Below are 16,033 nucleotides of genomic sequence, written 5' to 3'. Positions count from 1 at the left end.
TGTTCCCCCGTTATCCGTCATCCTGAGGTGCGAGCGGAGCGAGCCTCGAAGGATGCACGGCCCGGCCGGTGGCCGTCGACCCTTCGAGACGCCGCTTCGCGGCTCCTCAGGATGACGGGCTACGCTCGAACCCGCTCCACATCAGCACCAAAGAAATCATCATGCTCTACTCCGCCCTCATCAACGTCATGGTCAAGGCCGCGCGACGCGCAGGCCGCAGCCTCAAGCGCGATCTCGGCGAGATCGAGCATCTCCAGGTGTCGCTGAAGGGGCCGGCGAATTTCGTCTCGCTGGCCGACAAGCGCGCCGAGGAGATGCTCTACACCGACCTCGAAAAGGCCCGGCCCGGCTACGGCTTCCTCGGCGAGGAAGGCGGCCAGCGTGAGGGCAGCGACAAGAGCCACAACTGGATCGTCGATCCGCTCGACGGCACCACCAACTTCCTGCACGGCATCCCGCAATTCGCGATCTCGATCGGGCTCAAGCGCGAGGACACCGTGATCGCGGGCGTGATCTACAACCCCGCCAATGACGAGCTCTACATCGCCGAACGCGGCAAGGGCGCGTTCCTCAACGACCAGCGGTTGCGCGTCGCCGGCCGCCGCAAGCTCAATGAATGCGTGGTCGCCTGCGGCCTGCCGCATATCGGTCGCGGCAACCACGCGCTGGCGCTGCAGGAGATGGCGGCGCTGCAGAGCAAGGTCGCAGGCTTCCGCCGCTTCGGCGCGGCTTCCCTCGACCTCGCCTTCGTCGCCGCCGGCCGCCTCGACGGCTTCTGGGAACGCAATTTGCAGCCATGGGACATCGCGGCCGGCCAGATCATGGTGCGCGAAGCCGGCGGCACCGTCTCCGGCATCCAGGGCAGTGACGACCCGCTGCAGACCGGCCACGTCGTCTGCGGCAACGAATTCGTGCACGGCGAGCTGATCAAGATTTTGAAGCCGCTCGGGCAGTAGGCGCGAGAGCCGCTACTGCGTCGAGACCACGAAGCCCGCGCAATCTGCGTTGGCGGGCATGTTGATGCCGATGCTGACGCAGCCCTGGTGCGGCCGGGCCAGGTTGGCCTGGAGCGGGGTAAAGCCCTCGCCGCCGTTCTTCTCCATCCCGGCAAGCGCAGCTTGCAGATTGTCGTAGAGCGGCCCGTAGGAGATCGCGTCGGGGCGCAAGCGGATCGAGATCGGGTTCTGGACCCCGAGGCCGACCAGATAGGTCCTGAGCGAATAGACCGGCTCGTAGGCGCCGGCGCCGAGCGCGTCGAGAATGACCGGGGCTTCGGGTGAACGCCGCGCGGCCTCCGCCGCGCCGCTGACCGCGCCATAGAACGCCCGCGTCTTGGCAATGTTGGCGTTGACCATGGCGCTGAGCTGAACCTCCCTGGCGAGCGCGTTCGATTCGATCGCGACCAGCAGAACGGCGCCCGCGGCCAACGCGGCATTGTCGACGAACCGGTTCGAGTAGAACCGGCGCAGCATGTAGGCGACGTAGCACGCCGCGATGACCAGGCTCAGCGGCACCAGCAGCATCGCCGGAAAATCGTAGCGCAGGTTCATCGGGAAATGGGAACGGTAGAGCGCGCATTGCAGCGCGTAAGTGACGACCAGCAGCGCCCAGGCGCCGACAGCCAATAGCGCAGGCCGAAGCCAGTCCCACAGTGGCCGCTGCCCGGTTGCCTCGAGCCGCGAGAAGATCACGATCGGCAGCAGCACGATCCAGCCCGAGCTGAGGATCGCGGACAGCAAGCCGCGCAGAGCGAACGAGAGCACGCTCGATACCCCGATCGACTGGGCATAGAAGTCCGTGCCGCTGGCGCCGACCTGTTTCTTCACGACCAGCACGATGCCGGCAAGCGGCAACAGGATGACGAGCGCGAGCAGCAGGGACGCGAGCACTGACAGCTTCCGTTCGATGACCGCGAGCAGCAGAACCGCGAACGCGCCGCCGGCGATCGGAACGAAGGTCTCCTTCATGCCGATCAGAAGCACCGTCGAGACGGCAAGCAGAACGCCGCCCAGGTTGCGGCGCGAGGCTTTGTCGGAGAACAGGATGATCTCGGTGGCGAAGATCATCAACCCGACGCACGCCGCACCATAGATCTCGGACGGCCCGAGCCTGGACCAGATCCCTGACCACAGCGGCAGCATGGCGACGTAGAGGGTCAGGATGCCGGCCGCCCACACGCCGACGAAACGGCGCGCGAACGAGCCGATCGACGCGAGGATGATCGCGAAGCATCCGCTGACCGTCAGATACCAGAGATGGACGTTGTTGCCGAACAGCCAGGTCTCGCTGACCTTCAGGAGATAGAAGGTCGGCCGGTAGCGGCCCGCCAGCGTGCCCACCTCGGTCTTGGTCATCAGGGTGTGCCAGATCTCGGTGAACGGCAGGCGGGAGCGGCCCGCCAGATAGCTGAACACCTCGTGGTCGTCGATCATGCCCCACGCCGCCGAGTAGATCTGGCGTCCGGTGAGGGCCAGCGCGATCGCGCAGGCAATCCCCCACACGATGAGCAGCTCGCCGCGGCGCCTGCGCGGCCTCTCGCCCATGCCCGGCGTTGCGCCGTGCGTCTCCGTGACCGCTGTCTGATTCATCACTTGTGCCCGCGCTCGACGGCGTCGACGATGAACAACGGCCGCTCCTTCGACGAGAGATAGATGCGGCCGACATACTCGCCGATCACGCTCAGCGCGACGAGCTGGAAGAACGACACCATGATGATGGTGATCATCAGGCTGGTCCAGCCCGGCACCACTTCGAGATAAGCCCAGGAATAAAGCGAGTAGCCGGCGACGACGACGAGCGCGAGCAGCATCGCCAGCGCGGCGACCGAGGAGAACCGCAGCAGCACCATCGAATAGCCGAGGAAGGCGTCGCTGGCGAAGCGGATCATCTTCGACAGCGGATATTTGGTGGTGCCTGCGAAGCGCGCCTGGCGATCATAGGGGAATGCGATCTGCTTGAAGCCGACCGAGGCCACCATGCCGCGGATGAAGCGGTCCCGCTCCGGCATCGATGCGATCAGGTCCGACACCCGGCGCGACATCAGGCGGAAATCACCGGTATCCACGGGGATCATGATGTCGGTGGCGCGCTCCAGCATGCGGTAGAACAGGCTCGCGGTCGTGGTCTTGAACCAGCTGTCGCCGGCACGGCTCTTGCGCTGGCCGTAGACCACGTCGGCCCCCTTCTCTCTCATCACTTTCAGCATGTCGCCGAGCAGCTCGGGCGGGTCCTGCAGGTCGGCATCGATGACGAGGATGGCCTGGCCGCGGACGGCGGACAGGCCCGCGGTCAGGGCCACCTGGTGACCGAAATTGCGCGACAGTTTCAGCGCGACGATACGCGGGTACTGCGCGAGCAGGCGGGTGATGGTCGGCCAGGTGCCGTCGCTCGAGCCGTCATCGACCAGCACAAGCTCGTAGTCCTCGCCGACCACGGCGCTCGCACTGGCGCAGCAGCGGCGCGCGAGTTCGTCGAGACCGAGCTCCTCGTTGAAGCACGGCACCACAATGGAAAGCGGCAGTGTGTCTGATTGTAGATCGGCACCACTCAAGATCGGTATCCCCGGCATCACGGAAGGGTGATGTACCGGCTCCGGCTGGAAACATCAATCGCAGATGGCACCTTCGGTTCCACCTGCCGGGAATGATCACGGTCGGGGAAGCCGGCGGCACCTTCTCGGTATCCAGGGCAACGACGACCCGCTGCACTTCGCAACGCCTCCATCAGTTGTTCCGAATGAGTGACGATCCAGATGTCGGCGCGGCGCGACGCCTTGGCGATCAGTCTGGCCAGCGGCGCCAGCAGCGATGGATGCAGGCTGGCCTCGGGTTCGTTCAGCGCGATGTACGGCGGCAGCCGATACCCATGAACACGGCGAGCAGGCAGATGTATTTCAGCGTCCCATCCGATAGTTCATGGGCCTTGAATGGACACGGCAGGCGGCGCCAAGCTCGGATTGAGCAGCGCCGATCTCGGCCATCAGTGACCGGACCTTGCCGGCGCCGGCGGCCCATACGCCTCGGCTCGCGCGACCTTCTCCCGGTCGCCGCCCAGCACGCGCTGGACGCTGACGAAGAACACCGGCACCAGCAGCAGCGCCAGGATCACGACCGCGATCATACCGCCCATTACGGATGTGCCGAGCGCCTGCTGGCTGGCGCCGCCGGCGCCGGTCGCGATCGCCATCGGCAGCACGCCGCAGACGAAGGCCAAACCCGTCATCAGGATCGGGCGGAAGCGTAGACTGCACGCCTCGATCGTTGCTTCCACCAGCGGCTTGCCCTGCGCGCGCAGATCCTTGGCGAACTCGATGATCAGGATCGCATCCTTTGCCGCAAGGCCGATGATGGTGATCAGGCCGACCGTGAAGTAGACGTCGTTGGACAGGCCGCGCATCGTCGCCGCCACCACCGCGCCCAAGATGCCGAGCGGAATCGTCAGCAGCACCGCGAGCGGAATGGTCCAGCTCTCATAGAGCGCGGCCAGCAGCAGGAACACCACCAGCACCGAGAGTGCCAGCAGGAACGGCGCCTGCGAGCCCGAGAGCTTCTCCTGCAAGGATTGCCCGGTCCATTCATAGCCGAAGCCGCGCGGCAATTTGTCGGCGAGCCGTTCCATCTCTGCGATCGCATCGCCCGAGGTAAAGCCTGGCCGCGCCTCGCCGGAGATGCGCACCGCCGGATAGTAGTTGAAGCCCGCAATCTGCGTCGGTCCCTTCGACCATTCGATGGTAGCGAAGGCCGAGAACGGCACCAACTGCCCGCGGCTGTTCTTGACATTGTAATTGAGGATGTCATCGGCGTTCATGCGGCTGGTCTTGTCGGCCTGCACGATGACGCGTTGCATCCGCCCGCGGTTCGGGAAGTCGTTGATGTAGTTCGAGCCGAGATTGGTCGAGATCGTGTTGTTGATGTCCTCGAAGGTAAGGCCGAACGCACCGGCCTTCTCGCGGTCGATCATCAGATTGACCTGCGGCGCCGGCGGCAGGCCTTCGACATAGACCTTCTGCAGCACCGGGCTGGCATTGGCCTCCGCGATCAGCCGGTCGGACGCCGCAATCAGCGCCGCATAGCCCTTCTGGCCGCGGTCCTGCAGGCGGAACGAGAAACCCGAGGAGTTGCCGAGGTTGTCGATCGGTGGCGGTTGCAGCGCCGAGATCTTGGCGTCGCGGATCGACGACAATTCGCGGTTGATATCGGCGACAATAGCCGCGGCAGTATCCTTCTCGCCACGCTCCGACCAGTCCTTCAGCGAGATGAAGGCCTGCGCCGTGTTCATGCCCTGGCCGAGGAAGCTGAAGCCGGTGAGGAACGTGACGTTCTCGATGCCTTCACGATCCCTGAGATATTTCTCGACCTGCTCGACCGCCGCCTCGGTGCGCGCATACGACGACTCCGACGGCGTCTGCACGTCGGTCGTGATGAAGCCCTGGTCGTCGACCGGGAGGAAGCCGCCGGGCAGCCGCACGAAGCCGTAGCCAACCGCGCCGAACAGCACAGCGTAGATCAGCATCAGGCGTCCCGTGCGCTTCAGCCCACCCTGCACCGTCCTGACATAGCCCGCGCGGCCGGATTCGAGCATGCGGTTGAACCAGCCGAACACACCCCGTTGTGCATGGCCGTGGCCCTTCTGCACGGGTTTGAGCAGCGTCGCGCACAGCGCCGGCGTCAGCGACAGCGCGAGCAGCGCCGAGAACGCGATCGCCGCCACCATGGTGACCGAGAACTGGCGATAGATGATGCCGACCGAACCCGGGAAGAACGCCATCGGCACGAACACCGCCATCAGCACCAGCGTGATGCCGATGATCGCACCGGTGATCTGCGACATCGCCTTCTTGGTGGCTTCCTTCGGCGGCAGGCCCTCCTCGGCCATGATGCGCTCGACGTTCTCGACCACGACAATGGCGTCGTCGACCAGGATGCCGACCGCCAGCACCATGCCGAACATGGTCAGCATGTTGATCGAGAAGCCGGCGATCATCAGCGTGGCACAGGCGCCGAGCAGCGCCACCGGCACCACGATGGTCGGGATGATGGTGTAGCGGATGTTCTGCAGAAATAAGAACATCACGATGAACACCAGCACCACCGCCTCGACCAGGGTCATCAGCACCTTCTCGATCGAGGCCTTCACCACCGGCGTGATGTTGTAGGGAATCTCGTAACTGATATTGGCCGGGAAGAAGCGCGACAGCTCCTTCATCTTGTCCTCGACCGCGCTTGCGGTCGCCAGCGCATTGCCCTTCGGCGACAGCAGCACCGAGAGGCCCGCAGTCGGCTTGCCGTTCAGGCGGGTATTGAACTGATAGGAGAGGCCGCCGATCTCGATCCGCGCAACGTCGCGCAGCCGCACCGTCGAGCCGTCGGCATTGGCGCGCAGGATGATGGCGCCGAATTCGTCCGGCGAGGCGAGCTGGCCCTTGACCAGCACCTGGGCGGAGATTTTCTGCGTGTCGGTGCTCGGCTCGGCGCCGATGCTGCCGGAGGCGACCTGGGCGTTCTGCGCCGTGATCGCCTTGTTGACGTCGTCAGCCGAGAGACCATAGCCGACCAGTTTGGCCGGATCGATCCAGATTCGGAGCGAGCGCTCGGTCGAATACAGCGTGGCGCGGCCGACGCCGGGAATGCGGCGGATCTCGCCCAGCACGTTGCGGATCATGAAATCGCCCAGCCCAACCTCGTCGAGGCTGCCGTCGGTCGAATTCAGCGTGATGATCTGCAGCACCGCGGAGGAAGCTTCCTCGACCAGGATGCCTTGCTGGATCACGGCGCGCGGCAGCCGCGCCTCGACGCGCTTGAGGCGGTTCTGCACCTCGACCGAGGCCTGGCTGGTGTCGGTGCCCGGCTTGAAGTTGGCGATGATTTCGACCTGGCCGAGCGAGTCGGAGGTCGATTCGAAGTTCAGGATGTTGGCGGCGCCGTTGAGCTCCTCCTCGATCAGCCGCGTCACGCTGTTGTAGAGGTTTTCCGGCGACGCGCCGGGATAACTGGTCGAGATCGAGATCGAGGGCGGCGCGATGATCGGGTACTGCGCCACCGCGAGCAGCGGGATCGAGATCGCGCCGATCAGACAGATGAACAGCGCGACGACCCAGGCGAAGATCGGCCTGTCGATGAAGAAAGCAGGCATGGCGGCTCACCGCACCGCATGCGCGGTTTGCTGCTCGTCCGGCGCCGCGGCCGCGTCGACCTCGCGCCAGGCCTGCGGCCGCACCTTGTCGCCGGCGGCGAATTTCTGGAAGCCTTCGACCACGACGTTGTCGCCGGCCTTCAGGCCTTCGCTGACGAACCACTGGCCGCCCTGCAGCGAGCCGGTGCGTACCGGCTGCACCGCGACATGGTTGTCGGGCTTGACGACGAACACCTCGCTGCCGCCGCCGCCATTGCGCTGGATCGCCTGCTGGGGAACGGCGATCGCGTCGGAGTCGATGCCCTGCTCGATCTGCACGCGGACATACATGCCCGGCAGCAGGATGCGGTTCGGATTCGGGAATTCGCCACGCAGGGTGACCTGCCCGGTATAGGCATCGACCTTGGCCTCAGAGAACAACAGCTTGCCCGGCAGCGGATAGATCGAGCCGTCGTCGAGCACGAGGCGCACCTTGAGCGCGTCGGCCGCGATACGCTCGAGATCGCCATTGTCGAAGGCGCGGCGGAGCTGGTTCATCTCGGTGACCGACTGCTGGAAGTCGGCATAGATCGGATCGAGCTGCTGGATGGTGGCAAGGCTCGACGCGTCGTTCTGTACGACCAGCGCGCCTTCGCTCACCAGTGCAGCGCCGATGGTACCGTCGATCGGCGCACGGATCGTCGCGTAATCCAGATTGAGTTTTGCACGCGCGACCTCGGCCTCGCGGCCCTGCACGTCGGCCTCGGCCTGCTTCAGCGTGGCGATCGCCTTTTCGTTGGTGGCCTCCGGCGCGGCGCGCTGCTGGGTCAGGGTCGCGACGCGGCGAGCCTGCAGCGAGGCTTGCTCGAGCTCGGCCTTGGCACGCGCCAGCGCAGCATCAGTCGCCTGCAACTCGACCTCGAACGGGCGCGGATCGATCTGATACAGGGGATCGCCGACCTTCACCTCGCTGCCCTGGTGGAACATGCGGTTGACGACGATACCGGAGACGCGGGGACGCACCTCGGAGACGCGGGTCGGCGCGATGCGGCCCGGCAGCTCGCGCACCATCGCGCGCGCCTGCGGCTTCACGGTGACGACGCTGACGTCCGGCTCGGGTGCTTGTACGGCGGCAGTTGCGGAATTGGGCTCATCGCAGCCAGCAAGCAATGGCGCCGTGACGGCGAGCATCAGAGCAATGCATGCCGATTGCGCACGAAGTCCAGACATCGAGATTATCGCCCCCAACGGTTTGAACAGGGTTTGAGCAACCCAACGGCGGTGTCACGGCGACATCGCTCGCGTTGCTGCGGTCAAAATAGATTCTGCTTGTTGCGATGCAACGCACTTCGCGGGCGGCTCATTGTCACACAAAACTATCGTACTGATTTCGCGGGCCCTTTCGTGGAGTCACCGGATTGTGAGCGGGTTCCATCGCAGGCTGTGGGACGACGTTAAGGTCTGCGTGCACGGGAACGCGACCTTTTGCGTGTGCGACCGCGTGCCTCACGGCGGCCGGCGATGATTGCTGCGATGGCGTGCCATCGCGATCGGTGCGCGACGCGGGTGCCCTCAGTCCGGTTTCAACCCAAAGTTCGTGCTTCGAACCAAGGAATCGGCTTTCCTCACTTTCCTCCCACTTTCCTCCGTTGGCCGCTGTGCCATATTGCTGCGAGACACGGCGCTCGCACACGGATGATCCGGCAATGCCCCCTTCCCGCCCCGACATGGAGATCGAGCTGAGCAAGCTCTCCTCGCCCCGGATCTTCCTGGTGCGGATGCTGGTGTTCCTGGTGCTCTGCGGCCTGATCGGCTTCGTGCTCTACAAGCAGATCATCACCGCCTTCTTCGCCAATCCCGGGCTCAATGCCCTGATCGGCCTGGTGCTGCTGGTCGGCATCATCCTGACCTTCCGCCAGGTGATCCGGCTCTATCCGGAGGTCGCCTGGGTCAACAATTTCCGCATCGCCGATCCCGGGCTTGCGATCGACCGTCGCCCGCGGCTGCTCGCCCCGATGGCGGCCATCCTTGGCGGCGAACGCTCGGGGCGGATGTCGATCACCCAGCAGACCATGCGGCATCTGCTGGATTCGATCGCGACCCGCCTCGATGAGGCCCGCGACATTTCGCGCTACATGACCGGCCTGTTGGTGTTCCTCGGCCTGCTCGGCACCTTCTGGGGCCTGATCGAGACGGTCGGCTCGGTCGGCAAGGTGATCGACGGCCTGAAGGTCGGCGGCGACGCCGGCGCGTTGTTCGACACGCTGAAGGAGGGCCTGGCCGCCCCGCTCGGCGGCATGGGCATCTCGTTCTCGTCCTCGCTGTTCGGCCTCGCCGGCTCGCTGATCCTCGGCTTCCTCGATTTGCAGTCGAGCCAGGCCCAGAACCGCTTCTACACCGATCTCGAGGACTGGCTCGCCACCACCGTGCGCGGCATCTCCGGCGAGGTCGCTCCGGCCGGTGTCGGCGGCGCCGATCTGCAGGGCGCGATCGAGCGGCTGCGTGCCGCGGTCGAGGAAGGTGGCGGCGGCAACCGCGGCACCACGGCGGCGATGGCCAATCTCGCCGAGGCGATCCAGGGCCTGGTCGCGCATATGCGCACCGAGCAGCAGATGATCCGCGAATGGGCCGACGGCCAGGGCGAGCAGAACCGCGAGATCAAGCGGCTGTTGGAACGGCTGACGCGCCAACCCGAGAAGAGCTGAACGACGGAGGCCTCTTTGCTGGACCACGTCTCCATCGGCGTCACCGATGTCGAACGCTCCAAGGCGTTCTATGACGAGGCGCTGCGCGCGCTCGGCATCAGCCGCCTCTATGCCGAGGGAACGCGGTTCGCGGGCTACGGCATCCGCCCCAAGGCGTTCTTCTGGATCGGCACGCGCGGCACGCCGCAGACCGGCGCGCATATCGCGTTCGCGGCCGGTGACCGCGCCGCCGTCGACCGCTTCTACGCGGACGCGATCAAGGCGGGCGGTCGCGACAACGGCGCGCCCGGAATTCGGCCGCACTATCACGCGAATTATTACGGCGCCTTCGTGCTCGATCCCGACGGCCACAATATCGAGGCCGTCTGCCACGTGCCGCAGGACTGAGAGAGAAACCGGATGGCCCTCGCCCGTTCCCGCCGCGGTGAAACCGCCTTCAACTACTGGCCCGGCTTCGTCGACGCGCTGTCGACGCTGGTGCTGTCGATCGTGTTCCTGCTCTCGGTGTTCCTGGTGGTGCAGTTCTTCCTGTCGCAGGAGGTCACCGGCAAGGACAAGGCGCTGGAGCAGCTCAACGCCAAGATCGCGCAGCTCAACGATCTGCTGTCACTGGAGAAGCTCGGCAAGCTCAGCCTCGACGACCAGGTGGCCCAGCTCCGCGCCGGCCTGGCCTCGGCCGAAGGCGAGCGCGACCGCGTCAAGGGGCTCTATGAGGGGCTCGCTAATTCCGGCAATGACGCGCAGGGCCGCGCCACCGAGCTCGGCAAGGCGCTGGACTCCGAGAAGGGCGTCTCGCAGCGCGCGCTGGCACAGATCGAGGTGCTGAACCAGCAGATCAGCGCGCTGCGCCGCCAGCTCGCCGCGCTGGAGGAGGCGCTCGACGCGTCCGAGAAGCGCGACAAGGAATCGCAAGGGCGGATCGCCGACCTCGGCACGCGCCTCAACGTCGCGCTGGCGCAGCGGGTGCAGGAACTGTCGAAATACCGCTCCGAATTCTTCGGCCGGCTGCGCGCCATCCTCGGCAACCGCCCCGATATCCGCATCGTCGGCGATCGCTTCGTGTTCCAGTCCGAAGTGTTCTTCGATACCGGACAGGCGACGCTGCTGCCGGAAGGCAAGACCGAGCTCGAGACGGTCGCGAGCGCGCTGATCGATTTGGACAAGCAGATCCCGAGCGAGATCGCCTGGGTGCTGCGGGTCGACGGCCATACCGATTCGCGGCCGATCAACAGTCCGCAGTTCAAGTCGAACTGGGAGCTGTCCTCGGCGCGCGCCATCTCCGTGGTGCAGGACCTGGTCTCGCTCGGCGTGCCGGCGCAGCGCCTGGTCGCCGCCGGCTTCGCCGAATTCCAGCCGCTCGACACCGGACAGAACGAAGACGCCTACAAGCGCAACCGCCGCATCGAGCTGAAGCTGACGGAACGCTAAGTGGACAGCGCCTTCCAGCTTCGTGCCTATCGCACCGCGGATGAGGACGCGGCCATCGAGCTGTGGCGGCAGACCTGGCAGCAGGCCTATCCGTCGATCGATTTTGGCGCCCGCGTGGCGTGGTGGCGCGAGCGCTGGCGGAACGAATTGGTGCCTGAGGCCGAAATCGTCGTCGCCGAGCAGGCCACCGCGCTGATCGGGTTCGTCACGATCGACAAAAAAGGCTATCTCGACCAGCTCGTCGTCGATCCGGCGCAGTGGGGTTCGCCGCTGGCCGGCGCGCTGGTCGACGAGGCCAAGCGCCTGTCGTCCGACGGCATCATGCTACTGGTCAACAAGGACAATGCGCGGGCGATCCGCTTCTACGAGCGTAACGGATTTGTGCATGACGGCGAGGACGTCAACCCGACCTCGGGACGGCCGGTGCTGAGGATGGCGTGGCGTGGCACGAACTCACCGCATCGTCGTCCTGGCGAAAGCCAGGACCCATAACCACCGAATGCGGTTGGGAGCGGGATCGTGGTCCCGGGGTCGCACGACAACCGACGATCCGGGTAATGATCTTCGCTTTCGCCACGACGACGATCGGAATAGTTCTCGATGCTCCCGCCCCCTTGCGGGGGCGGAAGCCCGGCCAGCGTGCTCACCTCACATATTCATCTCACGACGGCTCACGCCATCAGCGCAGCGTGCCGGGCAGGCAGGGCGGCATGCGATAGGGAGCCGTTGCGAACGAGCCGACGTCCGGTGCACGCACGCAGTCGATGCTGCGCGCGGTCGTGGTCTCGGCGTGGCGTGACGCCGCATGGTTGGTGGCGGCGGAGGCGCCGGTTGCGAATGCGGCGACAGCAATCAGGAGCGCCGCGGCGAAGGTCGGTTTGGTCATGGATCTTCTCCAAATGATGATCGGAGCCGAGCAGGCCCGGCTCTCATCGCGTAAATACGCGCGCGGCGCGGAATCATTTCATCACATGCGATCACCGGTGCGCGACGGTCGCGTCACCGGTGCGCGAGGGTCGCATCAGCGCGGCGCATCCGCGCAAATTCACGAAGCTGCGTGCGCTTCGCGTCTTCCAGCCACGACGATGTGACAGCGATCGGGAACGAGAGCTGCATGATAGGCGTTGATATGGTGAACACACTCGCCCCACGGCGTCTTTCGGACTCAATGCGGAGAAGCACATGTTCAAGAACAAACTCGCCGTGATCATCGTCACGTGCGTCGCGATCGCTCCGGTTCAACTGCTTGCACAGGGAACGGGAGGCACCCCGTTGCCGTCGCGGCCGGGAGACCGCGCACCTCCGTCCGGCGTATCCGGCTCTGCACTTCCAGCCAAGGCCGGACAGCGGGTCGGAACGACCGGCACCGGTGGCACGGCGCTTCCGGCCAACCCTGGCGATGTCGGCGGCGGAGCCAGCACGCTGCACCGATAAAGCACTTTGAAAGGACGCAGGGCGGATCAGACCACGCTGGCCTGCTCGGCGGCCGGCGAAGCCGGAGCCGGCTCCGCGAGCACGAATTTCAATCCGTACGCCTTGCCTCGGTGCCAGACCACTTCGCAGGCATAGCTCTTGGAATGATCGGCGAGCAGCGTCAGCGCGAGGCGGTCGGTCACGGCGAGCTCGACCTCGGTCATGATCTTGGCGCCGCCGGGGGAGATGTCGACCACGGCGCATTCGTGCTCGATCGCGCCGTCATCGACCGTGATCCAGGCTGTGCGGTTGTTGAGCTGGCGCCGCGGTTCGCGGCTGATCTTGGTCCGTGCGCCGTTGCTCGCCATCGTCATCATCCCTGAGGACATATCGGGCGCCGGGCGCATCGATGGACGCGCAGGTTCGTTCGGCGCACGACCGCTGCCAGCATCATGCTACCCTCCCGTAAAGTCCGGCTTAGCGGGATCGCTTGAACTTTACCGGAATCTTGCCGCGACCTTTGAGGCAATGGGGATTCCGCAATTTCATCAGCGAGATACCGGCCGCGCAGGCGGTCTTCGACTTGACTTGGCGGCCGCTCTGTTGGTGAAGTGGCGGCAACCCATCTCGCAACAAGCGCGCATCAAGCCGCCTCGCCTTTCGGAAACGCCCATGCTGCTCCCCCTCGCCGACGTGCCGCGCTGGTATGCCGAACGCAAGCCCGCTGATGCGATCGCGGTCAGCCATGGCAGCGACACGCTGACCTGGCGCGAACTGGAGCGCCGCGCCAATGCGCGGGCCCGCGCGTTCATGGCCAAGGGCGTCAAGCCCGGCGACTTCGTCGCGATCGGGCTGCCCAACAGCAACGCCTTCTTCGAGACCAGCTTTGCGGTGTGGAAGTGCGGCGCGACGCCGACCTCGCTGTCGTGGCGGCTGCCGCGCGGCGAGGCGGCCGCGGTGCTCGACATCTTGAAGCCTGCACTCGTGGTCGGCGGCGAGGCCGACTGGAACGCGCCGAATTCGCTGCCGGCGAATTTCGTGCCGGATGGATTTTCCGACCAACCGATCGAGGCGCCGATCGCGCGCTACTGGAAGGCGATGACGAGCGGTGGCTCGACCGGACGACCCAAGGTGATCCTCGACCACAGCCCCGCCGTGATCGAGACCACGGCGCCGCTGCTGCTCGGCATGCCGCACCAGGCCTCGCTGCTCAATCCGGGGCCGCTCTATCACAACGCGCCCTTCATCCTGGCGCACTCCGCGCTGTTCGGCGGCGGGCGGATGACCGGCATGGTGAAGTTCGACGCCGAGGAGACGCTGCGGCTGATCGAGCGCGAGCGCGTGCAATGGGTGAACTTCGTGCCGACCATGATGCACCGGATCTGGGCGCTGCCCGAGGACGTCCGCAACCGCTACGACGTCTCGAGCTTGCAGATCGTGTTTCACATGGCTGCGCCGATGCCGCCCTGGCTGAAGGAGAAATGGATCGAATGGCTCGGGCCGGAGCGGGTCTGGGAGCTCTATGGCGGCACCGAGCGACAGGGCGCCTGCGTCATATCAGGCGTCGAATGGCTGGCGCACAGGGGCTCGGTCGGCAGGATCGGCGAGACCGCAAAGCTTCGCGTCATCGGCGAGGACGGCAATGACGTCGCAACCGGCGAGACCGGCGAGATCTATTTTCTGCCCAATGACGGCGCCGGCACCACCTATCACTATCTCGGCGCGGCGCCGAAGCGGCGGCCTGACGGCTGGGAATCGCTCGGCGATATCGGCCGGCTCGACGAAGAAGGCTATCTCTATCTCGGTGACCGGCTCGCCGACATGGTGCTGCGCGGCGGCGCCAACATCTATCCGGCCGAGGTCGAGGCCGCCGTCAGCGAGCATCCCGACGTGCGTTCCTGCGTCGTGGTCGGGCTACCCGATGCGGAATTCGGCCAGCGCGTGCATGCGATCCTCGAGCTTGCCGATGAAGCAGATGCGCAAGCGATCGCCGACGGCATGGGCGATTTCCTGAAAGACCGCCTCAGCCGCTACAAGCATCCGGAGAGCTTCGAGCGCACAGGCACCGCGCCGCGCGACGATTCCGGCAAGGTCCGCCGTACCCTGCTGCGCGACGAGCGCGCCGCCTGGATCAGGGACAATCGCGCCTTCCGCATCATGCCCGCGCGTGGCCATGCGAAAGGGGATTAGCGGTTTTCCGGGAAGGGCGCGGCTGAACTTCTATTCTTTGTGATCGCACCAGACGCGGCGCCGCGCGATCCGCCATCTCGATAAAATGTCAATTCGCTGTTATATAGGACGGAAGCGTCCGGTGTTCCGGACCGTGATCTATTTGGGTCGCACGGCGTTGTCGATGTGTGTCGTGCGATCCAGCGGAGACCTGCCATGCCCTCGATAACCGAATGGAAAGTGCCGGCGGCCTTCCAGCCCCGTCCAGAAGATTACCGCTTCGATCTCGACCGCGCGCTGATGAGCGTGGTCGGCCTGCATTCGCTGATCCCGTCGGACGCCTCCAGCGCGGAAACGCTCGGCACCGAGCGCGTCGGCAACGGCGTTCTGATCGACGACGGGCTGGTGCTGACGATCGGCTATCTGATCACCGAGGCCGAGACCGTGTGGCTGCATCTCGGCGACGGCCGCGTGGTCGAAGGGCATGCGCTCGGCCTCGATTTCGAATCCGGCTTCGGCCTGGTGCAGGCGCTCGGCCGCCCCGGCATCGCGCCGCTGCCGATCGGCTCGTCGGCATCCGTGCGGGTCGGCGACAACGTCGTGCTCGGCGGCGCCGGCGGGCGCACCCGTTCGGTCGCGAGCCAGATCGCGGCGAGGCAGGAATTCGCCGGCTACTGGGAATACCTGATCGACGATGCGATCTTCACCCATCCGTCGCATCCGAACTGGGGCGGCACCGGGCTGATCTCGGACAGCGGCGAATTGATCGGCATCGGCTCGCTGCAGCTCGAGCGCGAACGAAGCGGCCACGCCGAGCATGTCAACATGGTGGTGCCGATCGATCTGTTGGGCCCCGTGATCAGCGACCTGCGCAAATTCGGCCGCGTCAACAAGCCGGCGCGGCCGTGGCTCGGCATGTACACCACCGAGATCGACAACCGCATCGTGGTGGTCGGCATCGCCAACAAGGGACCGGCGGCGCGCGCCGAGCTGAAGACCGGCGACGTCATCCTCGCGATCGCCGGAGAGAAGGTGACGAACCAGACGGCGTATTATCGCAAACTGTGGTCGCTCGGCACCGCCGGCGTCGACGTGCCGCTGACCGTCTACCACGAGGGCGTCACTTTCGACGTGACGCTGACCTCGATCGACCGCATGCGCATGTTGAAGGGCCCGCGGCTGCATTAGGCAAACAGAGAGGCGGCGGC

Annotated in this window: 14 protein-coding genes and 1 pseudogene; 8 read left to right on the top strand and 7 right to left on the bottom strand. The window is 65.7% G+C overall.

The window, feature by feature from the left end:
- Nucleotides 1-161: 161 nt before the first annotated feature.
- Entirely contained in the window at nucleotides 162-956 is a 795-nt protein-coding gene (locus IC762_RS05165; protein WP_195787548.1) for an inositol monophosphatase family protein, read from the top strand.
- Between the two features lie 12 nt (nucleotides 957-968).
- Here the strand turns inward: IC762_RS05165 and IC762_RS05160 are convergent, their stop codons facing one another.
- The 5 genes and pseudogenes from IC762_RS05160 to IC762_RS05140 form a co-directional block, all read right to left on the bottom strand.
- Complete coding sequence (locus tag IC762_RS05160) at nucleotides 969-2,588, bottom strand: hypothetical protein (RefSeq protein WP_195787547.1); 1,620 nt, start codon at nucleotides 2,586-2,588, stop codon at nucleotides 969-971.
- Entirely contained in the window at nucleotides 2,588-3,550 is a 963-nt protein-coding gene (locus tag IC762_RS05155; RefSeq protein ID WP_195787546.1) for a glycosyltransferase family 2 protein, read from the bottom strand. The genes IC762_RS05160 and IC762_RS05155 overlap by 1 nt, the downstream gene beginning before the upstream one ends.
- A 155-nt stretch (nucleotides 3,551-3,705) precedes the next feature.
- Nucleotides 3,706-3,938 (bottom strand): annotated as a pseudogene (locus tag IC762_RS05150) (AAA family ATPase); the annotation flags it as partial.
- Between the two features lie 40 nt (nucleotides 3,939-3,978).
- On the bottom strand, nucleotides 3,979-7,131 hold the full coding sequence (locus tag IC762_RS05145; RefSeq protein WP_195787545.1) for a multidrug efflux RND transporter permease subunit: 3,153 nt from the start codon (nucleotides 7,129-7,131) through the stop codon (nucleotides 3,979-3,981).
- A 6-nt stretch (nucleotides 7,132-7,137) separates the two neighbouring features.
- Nucleotides 7,138-8,340 carry an efflux RND transporter periplasmic adaptor subunit gene (locus IC762_RS05140; RefSeq protein ID WP_195787544.1) on the bottom strand — a complete coding sequence of 401 codons (1,203 nt, stop codon included), beginning with the start codon at nucleotides 8,338-8,340 and terminating at the stop codon, nucleotides 7,138-7,140.
- A 476-nt stretch (nucleotides 8,341-8,816) separates the two neighbouring features.
- Here IC762_RS05140 and IC762_RS05135 point away from each other — a divergent pair, with 476 nt between their 5' ends.
- Genes IC762_RS05135 through IC762_RS05120 form a run of 4 tightly spaced genes read left to right on the top strand, consistent with a single transcriptional unit; the run spans nucleotide 8,817 to nucleotide 11,735 of the window.
- Nucleotides 8,817-9,815 carry a flagellar motor protein MotA gene (locus tag IC762_RS05135; RefSeq protein ID WP_246801431.1) on the top strand — a complete coding sequence of 333 codons (999 nt, stop codon included), beginning with the start codon at nucleotides 8,817-8,819 and terminating at the stop codon, nucleotides 9,813-9,815.
- Nucleotides 9,816-9,830: 15 nt separating this feature from the next.
- Nucleotides 9,831-10,202 (top strand): VOC family protein, encoded by a 372-nt coding sequence (locus IC762_RS05130; protein ID WP_195787543.1) that lies wholly within the window; start codon nucleotides 9,831-9,833, stop codon nucleotides 10,200-10,202.
- A gap of 12 nt (nucleotides 10,203-10,214) precedes the next feature.
- Complete coding sequence (locus tag IC762_RS05125; protein WP_195787542.1) at nucleotides 10,215-11,243, top strand: peptidoglycan -binding protein; 1,029 nt, start codon at nucleotides 10,215-10,217, stop codon at nucleotides 11,241-11,243.
- Nucleotides 11,244-11,735, top strand: coding sequence for a GNAT family N-acetyltransferase (locus tag IC762_RS05120; RefSeq protein WP_195787541.1), 492 nt, complete (start codon nucleotides 11,244-11,246; stop codon nucleotides 11,733-11,735).
- 187 nt (nucleotides 11,736-11,922) lie between these two features.
- Here IC762_RS05120 and IC762_RS05115 read toward each other — a convergent pair whose 3' ends face one another.
- Nucleotides 11,923-12,129, bottom strand: coding sequence for a hypothetical protein (locus IC762_RS05115; RefSeq protein WP_195787540.1), 207 nt, complete (start codon nucleotides 12,127-12,129; stop codon nucleotides 11,923-11,925).
- A 296-nt stretch (nucleotides 12,130-12,425) separates the two neighbouring features.
- On the opposite strand from IC762_RS05115, the gene IC762_RS05110 reads away from it, so the two are divergent.
- The gene (locus tag IC762_RS05110) at nucleotides 12,426-12,677 is read left to right on the top strand and encodes a hypothetical protein (RefSeq protein WP_195787539.1); all 252 of its coding nucleotides are present in this window, start codon (nucleotides 12,426-12,428) and stop codon (nucleotides 12,675-12,677) included.
- A gap of 26 nt (nucleotides 12,678-12,703) precedes the next feature.
- On the opposite strand, the gene IC762_RS05105 is transcribed toward IC762_RS05110, so the two are convergent.
- Nucleotides 12,704-13,024, bottom strand: coding sequence for a PilZ domain-containing protein (locus tag IC762_RS05105; RefSeq protein ID WP_195787538.1), 321 nt, complete (start codon nucleotides 13,022-13,024; stop codon nucleotides 12,704-12,706).
- Between the two features lie 304 nt (nucleotides 13,025-13,328).
- Here IC762_RS05105 and IC762_RS05100 point away from each other — a divergent pair, with 304 nt between their 5' ends.
- Nucleotides 13,329-14,846 carry an AMP-binding protein gene (locus IC762_RS05100; protein ID WP_195787537.1) on the top strand — a complete coding sequence of 506 codons (1,518 nt, stop codon included), beginning with the start codon at nucleotides 13,329-13,331 and terminating at the stop codon, nucleotides 14,844-14,846.
- A 195-nt stretch (nucleotides 14,847-15,041) separates the two neighbouring features.
- Nucleotides 15,042-16,013: a S1C family serine protease gene (locus IC762_RS05095; RefSeq protein ID WP_195787536.1), complete on the top strand. Its 972-nt coding sequence runs from the start codon at nucleotides 15,042-15,044 to the stop codon at nucleotides 16,011-16,013.
- Nucleotides 16,014-16,033: the final 20 nt, after the last annotated feature.

The organism is Bradyrhizobium genosp. L (genome assembly GCF_015624485.1).
Classification (GTDB): domain Bacteria; phylum Pseudomonadota; class Alphaproteobacteria; order Rhizobiales; family Xanthobacteraceae; genus Bradyrhizobium.
The sequence above is the reverse complement of the archived record's forward strand: the minus strand, read 5'-3'. Positions and strand labels throughout refer to the sequence as shown.